The 9,099-nt window shown below is 48.8% G+C and carries 6 protein-coding genes; 4 read left to right on the forward strand and 2 right to left on the reverse strand.

Annotation, left to right across the window (positions count from 1 at the left end):
• Window positions 1-45 precede the first annotated feature (45 nt).
• Genes OEM52_03765 through OEM52_03775 form a run of 3 tightly spaced genes read left to right on the forward strand, consistent with a single transcriptional unit; the run spans window position 46 to window position 2,251 of the window.
• Window positions 46-1,314 (forward strand): hypothetical protein, encoded by a 1,269-nt coding sequence (locus OEM52_03765; GenBank protein MDK9699254.1) that lies wholly within the window; start codon window positions 46-48, stop codon window positions 1,312-1,314.
• Entirely contained in the window at window positions 1,311-1,853 is a 543-nt protein-coding gene (locus OEM52_03770; GenBank protein MDK9699255.1) for an RNA polymerase sigma factor, read from the forward strand. The genes OEM52_03765 and OEM52_03770 overlap by 4 nt, the downstream gene beginning before the upstream one ends.
• On the forward strand, window positions 1,850-2,251 hold the full coding sequence (locus tag OEM52_03775) for a hypothetical protein (protein ID MDK9699256.1): 402 nt from the start codon (window positions 1,850-1,852) through the stop codon (window positions 2,249-2,251). The genes OEM52_03770 and OEM52_03775 overlap by 4 nt, the downstream gene beginning before the upstream one ends.
• Window positions 2,252-2,364: 113 nt before the next feature.
• Here the strand turns inward: OEM52_03775 and OEM52_03780 are convergent, their stop codons facing one another.
• Together OEM52_03780 and OEM52_03785 are read right to left on the reverse strand one after the other, a co-directional pair.
• A complete protein-coding gene (locus tag OEM52_03780) occupies window positions 2,365-3,768 on the reverse strand; it encodes a glycine--tRNA ligase (GenBank protein MDK9699257.1) in 1,404 nt (467 codons plus the stop codon).
• 129 nt (window positions 3,769-3,897) lie between these two features.
• Window positions 3,898-7,284 (reverse strand): response regulator, encoded by a 3,387-nt coding sequence (locus OEM52_03785; protein MDK9699258.1) that lies wholly within the window; start codon window positions 7,282-7,284, stop codon window positions 3,898-3,900.
• 106 nt (window positions 7,285-7,390) lie between these two features.
• Between OEM52_03785 and OEM52_03790 the strand changes: the two genes are divergently transcribed.
• On the forward strand, window positions 7,391-9,022 hold the full coding sequence (locus OEM52_03790; protein ID MDK9699259.1) for an AMP-binding protein: 1,632 nt from the start codon (window positions 7,391-7,393) through the stop codon (window positions 9,020-9,022).
• The last annotated feature ends 77 nt before the right edge of the window (window positions 9,023-9,099 follow it).

Here is a 9,099-nt window from a genome sequence, read left to right on the forward strand (position 1 = left end):
GCACGAGGGGACTCTCCTGTTATCGGCTCAAATTGGAGGTACGGTATGTCCAACACAGTAAAAAGTGCGATAGTTTTTGGTTTGATACTCGGAGGCTTGTTGTTACTCGACTGTAAGCAACCACCGGCAGCCGTGGAACGCCCGGTTCCCATCGTTAGCAAGCGCATAACTTACTACGACCAAGCTACTTATCAGAAACTCACCGAGTTGTGGCAAAAGTATTACAAGGCGTTTCCCTCGGAAGACTCCTATGGCAATTGGATGAAAGCCGCCCGCTACGCCAATCATCCCGAGTACGAAAAACTGCTCGCCAAAGGATTAAAGAAGTATCCATCGAATCCAACTCTCCTGTATCTATCAGGGATGATACGCGCTGGCATCGGAGAACCGGAGGCGACGGCGAAAGTCGAACGGGCGATGCAGCTCGATCCTTCTTTCACCGATCCCATCTTCGCATTAGTTGTGAATTACATGGCGTTGGGGGAACGGGAGAAGTCCGATGCGATGCTCCGCCGCTTGATTGAGCTTGGCGCCGTCAACGAAGAAGTGATGGATTACTCCTATAATATGCTTGCGCAACTGGAACCAAATGCGATTCTCATTACCAATGGCGACAACGACACTTATCCGGGTTGGATTTTGACCCGGATTGAGAAATTCCGTCCTGATGTTGTATTGGTGAATCGCTCGCTTATGAATACGACTTGGTATCCCGAAATCGTCGCCAAAGATATCGGTTTGCCGTTCGTTACTACCCAGCAAATCACTGATATCCGGAATTTTCGGGATCAACAGACGAAGGCTAAAACGCGACAACCGGGAGCAGGGATGTATGCCGATACACTCATCGCGCGCATCATCGAATCGGCAAAATCGTCAGACCGACCATTGTATTTTGCTATTACCATGATGAATTCGCCGGAACTGGCAAAATACTCGGAAAACGGTGTGTTCATTGGTCTCTCGACGCTGGTAACACCTTGTAGTAACCGGGAAACGGTTGCAACTGCGCTCGCTGACGATTTTCCAAAGATATTCCGAACCAACGGGTTGGATAGCTGGCGGATGAAACATGTGAAAGAATCCGACGCGGGAAAGATGCTCCTCAAAAATTATGCGCGAGTAATCGCTCACTTCGTATCGTCGGATCATTCGATCGCGACGGAAAAGAAGCTGACGCTGTTTCAATGGTACCGCGCCCATGCCGAACCGTTACTCTCACTCGACGAGCAAAAAGAGTTTGGCGCGATTTGGAAGAAATGGTCGGAGTTACCGGAAGTTAAAACCTGGCTTACTGGATTGAATATCCCGTGAGCGATCCGGATTGGTCACTACTATCGCTTGCGCGCGCCGGTTATCGGAACGCTTGGCAATCGTTGGTCGACAAACATTATCAACGGTTGGTTAATCTCGCATTTCTGATAACCGGTTCGCGGGATACCGCTTGCGATATAGCACAAGAGACGTTTCTCCGGGTGATCGAATGTCATCCGAAACACGAGTTAGGAACGCTAAGCGGTTATCTCTCAACTATTGCGTTTCACAGCGCTTTGAAAAACAAAGACCGGCAGCGGCGGGAGTCGTCGCTTGAGAACGTTGCAAATACATTGGATAGTGGTTTTACGCCGTGGGAGCATGTTGTCGCCGACGAGCAGGTAATGATGGCTACGCGTGCCATCGCAGGATTGGATTCCGATGAGCGCAATGTATTAGTCTTACGATTTTATGGCGATTTGTCTTACGAGGAAATCGCAACCCAACTCGTGGTTCCCATTGGCACTGTAAAATCGCGATTGTTTCGGGCAGTGGGAAAATGTCGAGAATATTTTGTAAAAATGGGGGTTACGCCTTGATTCATCCCGATGAAATGCAGTTGCTGGCATATCAGTTAGAGACATTGGAGGATGCCGCTTCCCGTGAGGTAGCGTCCCACGTACGCGATTGTCCCGACTGTCAAAAACAAGTTGCGGCAATAAAAAACGAGATTTCGCTTTTAAGCGGCGTTTCAGTACCTGTGACAATTCCACCAATCCCGTTGCCAATGCCGAAAGGAATGCGCAAAACCCACTCTCTCTTGCGGGTTGCCGCCGTGCTGCTTATTGGCTTCACGATTGGATACAGCACCTCGGAAATTCTTCGGCAAGAACTGCAGGAAGTAAACCCGCAATACACTGCGATCACGATTCCTCCCGACTCGATGCAATATCGTTTCAGCTCTGAAGCAGTCGATTTGGCGGTGCATATACCATAATCAAACGATGGTTCAACGCAGTACGAGCGACGAAAAAAAGTGGGCGGACTGCAGTGTCCGCCCGTTTTCCTTTGTACATATTGAATCGATTTACATCGATCCTACCTTGTACCTTACGATTGTAAGGTAACTCGCTCTTCCAACCACTCCGGAATCTTGTCGAGGGCGACGCGCACTTGTTGCAAGCTGTCCCGGTCGCGAATGGTTGCCGCCTGATCGTCTTTGGAGTCGTAATCGACAGTGATGCAATACGGCGTTCCGATTTCATCCATCCGGCGATACCGCTTTCCAATCGATCCGCTTTGATCGTAGAACACTTTCCATTTCCGTTGCAGTTTCCGGTAGAGCGCATCTGCCATTTCCGGCAAACCGTCTTTCTTCATTAACGGAAAGATGCCCGCCTTTACCGGCGCCAAGTGCGGCTTGAACCGCATGACAACCCGTAAATCGCCTTCCTGCTCATCCTCGTCATAGCTGTCGGTTAACACGGCAAGCAGGGAGCGGGTGAGTCCTGCACTGGTTTCAATGATGTAAGGGATGTAACGCTCTTTCGTACCCTCATCGAAAATCGTTTGTGCTTTCCCGCTGAATTCGCTGTGGCGGCTTAAATCGAAATCGGTGCGATTATGCACCCCTTCCAATTCACTCCAACCGAACGGAAATTCGTATTCGATATCGAATGCAGCTTTTGCATAATGCGCCAATTCACCTTCTTCGTGCTGATGGAACCGCAACCGCTCAGGGGTTAGTTGTAACACATGCTGACAATACTTCATCCGCTCGGCTTTCCAGAACTCAAACCAAGTCATATCCTCGCCCGGTTTCACGAAGTACTGCATCTCCATTTGCTCGAATTCACGGGTCCGGAATATGAAGTTACCGGGTGTGATTTCGTTGCGGAACGCTTTTCCGATTTGTGCGATCCCGAATGGTGGACGTAGCCGCATCGTTTCCGCAATCGTCAGTGCATTGACGTAAATCCCTTGCGCAGTTTCGGGACGCAAATAGATTACCGATGCACTCTCTTCCACCGGACCCATGAATGTTTTGAACATCAAATTGAATTGACGGATGTCAGACAAATCACTGGAACCACAAGTCGGACAATACTTCCGGTCGGCACGCTGCGCAGTCTCGCCCTTGTCGCCATTCGGCAATTTCCATTTTCGTACCGCTGCCGTTGTTTCATCGGTTGGAAGTTGATCGAACCGGAACCGCGACTTACACGTTTTGCAATCGACGAGAGGATCGCTGAAACCGGCGACGTGACCGCTCGCTTCCCATACTCGGGGATGCATCAGGATTGCGGCATCGAGGCCGACGATGCTGTCGTGAAACAGCGTCATTTCATCCCACCAGAAGCGGGAGAGGGTGTTTTTCAACTCGATACCAAGCGGGCCGTAATCCCAACAGGAATTCAACCCGCCGTAAATTTCGGAGGACTGAAAAATGAATCCGCGCCGCTTACAAAGTGCGACGACTTTGTCCATGATTTGTGTTCGATCAGTTACAGGCATTGTCGATTTCCATAAAAATAGCGGGCAAAACAAGCGCACCGCCGGATTGCCATTACAAGTTCAGATTTACAATGGGGGAAAGATGGAGTGACAAACGGAAAATTGCAAATCGGGACAAAAGATTCTCAGTTACAGTTGGGAGAGCGCTTGAAAGACACATTGGAATAAATCATTAACCAAGAACGGTTTCTGGAGAAAATTCACTTTTGAATCCGACAATCTTGCAACCGAATCGGATTCATCGTACCCTGAGACAAAGAGTACTGGGAGCTCTGGTGAAGTTTCACGCATCTCCCGGAAGGCTTCGACACCGCCCAGTTTCGGCATAATGATATCTAAAATCACCATGTCAAAAGAGGCGGAACGGAGGACACGCAATCCCGCTTCGCCGTCAGCGGCTTCGGCAACTTCGCATCCAAACATCTCGAGGACTTCCCGAACGAGATGACGAACCATCGGCTCATCATCAACAATCAATATGCGCTTCCCATCAAGTTTCCGAGCGCCAATCGGCTCTTTGCGAGGTGGTTCACGGAGTTCCGGTTCCGGCTCATCGGCACGGGGGAACCAAATGTCGACGCATGCACCGCCCTCCGGCATATTGCTCAGCATAATCTTCCCATTATGACGAGCAACAATCCCGAATACCGCCGCCATTCCAAGTCCGCGACCTGTCCCTTTGGTTGAGTTGAACGGTTCCCCGGGTCGACTTAGAATTTTTGCATGAAAGCCCGGACCGTTGTCACAAACCCGAATCCATACTGCTTCCTCGAAGAATCCGCCAATCCCTGATTCCACCGGAGGATTACCGACCATCGTCCGAAAAGTTATTCTACCATGCCCCTGCATTGCCTCATTGGCATTAATCCCTAAATTCATCACAACTTGTTGCAATTGAGTTTCATCCATCATCACCATTGGCAAGTCTGGATCCAAATCGAGTTCAATCGTTACATCCGGCGGCAGAGTTACATGCAGAAGCTTTTGTACTTCCCGAATTATCGCATTGACTTTCACAGCAGAAATCTGAGTCGCCCCACCACGTGCGTAAGCAAGTAATTGCTTGACCAAGTCTTTTGCGCGGCGCGATGAATCCTGTAGAATTTTCAGTAACTCACCGGTCTCACCGTCAAGTCCTAATTTTATCATCAACACATCAGCGGTTCCAACAATCCCCACTAACAGATTGTTGAAATCGTGTGCTATGCCGCCAGCAAACCGTACCACCAATTCACGGCGCTGGGCTTCATACATTTGTTCTTGTAAAAACCGCCGCTCGGTAACATCACGCAGCACTACCAATCGGTCGTTTGAGGAAAGGGGAGATATTGTAATCGTAAAAGTGCGATTGATCCCCAAGACAGCATGGGTCTCTTCTAATTCGACGATATCACTCGGTAGTTCCATCAAACGGTTACCAAATGGTCCCAACAACTCACCGACTGATTTTCCTACGATTTCGCGGACATCTTGTTTGCATAACTCACTGGCAGATATATTTGAACGACGAATCGTGCCATCCGAATTCAAAACAAATACCGGATCGGGCATCGCATCAAAAGTTCTTGCCCAATCTGAGCTTGACCGAAGCACGGCATGCAGTAGTCGCGAATTGTCCATTGCCAGTGATAACTGCTCTGACATCGAGCGTAAAAGCTGTAACTGCGATTGCGAGAAACTGTTAATTTCGTTATGACTGACAAACAAGTAACCGATACGCTGGTTACGAGCCGCTAATGAGTACATTGCAAATGAACGAATCCCGTGTTCAATCAGCCAATTGACTCGCTCTTCCGCTAAACCATTACATTTCATCAAATTTGGGCAGTAATACTGCCCTTCCTCGTTATGGACAAACGGATGCAAGTATTCAACCGCGGTGCTGATTTCGTGCTCAGCATCTGAGCTATCGTTGCGATAGCGATAGGTAAGAAGTTGTACTTTCCCGGAATCGGACTGCAGCTGAAAAATCGCTCCGGTATTAACATTGAGCGTTTCCATAACCAAATTGAGAGCATCGGCTTCCAGCGATTTTGATGTGATTGTTCCGTGGTTTGCTGTCTCGTGTCGGACCTTGCCATGCGATTGGCGTTTACTTGCCCTCCCCAACAGCTCAGGAAGCATTCTTCGGGTAAAACTGGGACCGGAAAGCTTGTTCGCTAAAGCGTTTGCAAAGCGGTTCGTAGCGGCAAGTTCGGCGTTTGCTTGTTTGAGTGCCGCCTCATTCGCCCGCCGTTCGGTAACATCGGTCAATAATGCCAACGAACCTTGATATCGTTGACGTTCGTCGAGTAATGGTGCCGCTGAGATAACAACCGTCCGCAGTTGCCCGTCACACCGGATCATTTGAGCTTCATAAGTGGATGATACTCTTCGTCGACGCTCGAATGTTGCTTTGAGAATCCTCTCGTGTTCCGATTCCGGAAAAAGGAACAACTCATGTTTTCCCAACAACTCCTCGAGTGAATACTTTGTTAGTTTCACCGTCGCCGGATTAACGATAACGATACTACCTTCATCGTCGGCGACGATTACTCCTTCATGTAGTTGGTCGATAAGAGCGTGATACCGCTGTTCACTGGTGATTGCGTGTTGGAGCAGTCGTAACTGCTCCAATTGGTTGACAACCAATCGCAAGAACAATTCGACCACCGGTAACTGCTCAGCGGTTTTATTACTGTCATCGCAGGAGTCAGAAAGAAGCACCGATCCAATTCTTACTCCGGTTCGATTGTAAACCGCCAGTAACACTGCACCATTCTTACGCCAACTATGTGTCTGTTCACTGGATAATCGCAATTCATCGAGAAACGAAAGTAGCTCAGTGGCGCGGAGGTCATTAGGTGCTATCAGATAATATGACCCATTTTTTATTCCGGTATCAAGAATGGTATCAAGCTCTGCTAATACATTACCCTGTTGCATTGGATCGCTTAACAAGCGGTCGATTATTGCCTTCCGCTGACGTTCACTGGATACGGCGCCGGCATAAGCGACCCTCATTCGATCGGGGTAGTACAGAATTGCGATTTCACGATACAGTTCAAATTTCCGCAATTCGTCGGCAGCGATTTCAATCTTGGACTGAATATCATTGACAAATGACAATCGGGAAATTGATGTTAGGAGATGGTTTAATCGGTTTTCTCGTGATGTTAACTCCCGCTCATTGTTCTGATTTTCAAAGTTATCCGTTACTGCCACAGATTGATCAATGGGTTGCCATTGCACGAGGATGGTTTGGTCACTGTTGCGATACAATGAGAGCAAACCTGGGTGTGTTTTGCTTCCAAAAGGGATGTGACGAAGAGGTTTTTCGGTCGTTTTTAATTGCTTGAGGTATTCCAAAAGGTATCGACTTGGCATTTGGTCTTTGATGAGGCGATTAACCACTTTAGATTCAAGCGCATCGGCTGCGGTATTAGCCGCTAATAGAGAGCCATCTTCAGCGAGAAGCCAGATCGGCTCCGGTATCGCGTTCCAATGGTATGAAAAGTCTTTTGTGCGCTTAGCCATTCGCTTTTCGATTACTGTTTGGGCAAATAAGGTTCATGCGAGTTTGTTAACCATTTGTTAGCAGTCGTTTTCTGTATTACAATATACCACAAATCAATTGACGACAATGCATCCATTAGACTTGATCCAAAAATCTTGCGCCGCCTACCCCAACACCACTGCACTTCGTGCGCTGGATGCTACTGGAGTCGCATACACCTATTCACAACTGCATCACCGTATCGATACAATTGCAGCCCAACTCATACGAGACGGAGTTCGCCCCGGAAGTCGGATCGCCCTTTCGGCGGAGAATCACCCCAATTGGGGAGCTTCTTATTTCGGAATTTTAGCCGCCGGGGCAACGGTTGTTCCATTCGATGGCAACCTGCCGCCTAATGAAGTCCAATTTATCCTCACAGATTCCAGCGCCTGTGCATGGTTTGGTTCCGAAACAGTCTTTCAACGGTTCTCGAATATCGCAAATGAATTCCTTGGAATAAAATACTCGATTCACGATACGTTTTCCAGCGAATACTCGGCGTCACATTTACGCTCGATTCCGATGGCGGAAGTAGCCTCGTTGATTTACACCTCCGGTACAACCGGTGTAGCAAAAGGGGTCATGTTATCCGGCGAATCGCTTGCTACTAATGCTCTTGGTGCAGGAAAACGCTATCGTATTGACAATACCGACCGCGTCCTTTCGGTATTACCACTATATCATACGTTCGAGTGTACCTGCGGTTTCATTTTTCCGTTGTCAGTCGGAGCATCCGTTGCATACGCCCGCTCGTTGAAACCAAATGAGTTAGTGCAAGATGCTCAATTAATACGACCAACTCTTTTTATCGCGGTTCCGTTACTCTTGGAAAAGATTCGCAATGGCGTATTTCGCAAAGCCCGCGAAGCCTCTCCCCTCAAGCGAATGTTGTTTGAAACCATCCTCAAAGCAAGTTATGCTACAACAAAACTACCTGGTTCCGGTTTAGGGGTCTCACTATTACGAAGTGTCCGCGCCCGGATGGGTTTCGACCAAATCCGCTTTTTAGTCAGTGGCGGGGCAGCACTACCGCATAGTGTCAATCGTGACTTGTGTGCGCTCGGTTTTCCATTGATTCAAGGATACGGCTTAACTGAGTGCGGGCCATTGGTTTCGGCAAACTCGCTTGTTTTGAATCGCGCCGGCAGTGTCGGTCAGGTTTTTGAGTTTAATAATGTAAAAATCGATAACCCCGATGCGGATGGGGTTGGCATGCTGTTAGTCCGTGGTCCCAACGTGATGAAAGGGTATTGGAACAACCCGACAGCAACGGCAGATGCGTTTACGCCCGACGGTTGGCTGCGTACAGGCGATCTTGCCTCAATTGATGCCGATGGTTATCTCTCGATAGTCGGCAGACGGAAAGATGTTATTGTAACTGCCGGGGGAAAGAACGTCTATCCGGAAACCCTCGAACAAGCAATCCTCGAAGATAACCGCGTATTGGAATGCGTTGTGGTCGGACGGTCGCGCCGCACCGGTAATGGAGAAGAAATCGGCGCGATTCTTGTCCTCAACCCCGATTGGTTGGCGACGGAAAGTGCTGACGGACGGGAGTATGATGATAACGGTCTGCAACGGATAGCGGTTGATATCGTCGCCGCCGTAAACGAAGGACAACCCGACTACCGGAAAATCACCCGCATCGAAGTATCGAAAGACGAACTCGAGAAAACCTCTACTCGAAAGATCCGCCGCTTCAAGTACCGGCAATAGTTCCTCACATGGTGCAAACCCGTGATACATTTTGAATAGACTCCATCGCGTGGAGTCTTTTTTTCTCTCCTTCTAAT

Source organism: bacterium, assembly GCA_030247525.1.
Classification (GTDB): Bacteria; Electryoneota; JAOADG01; order JAOADG01; family JAOADG01; genus JAOTSC01.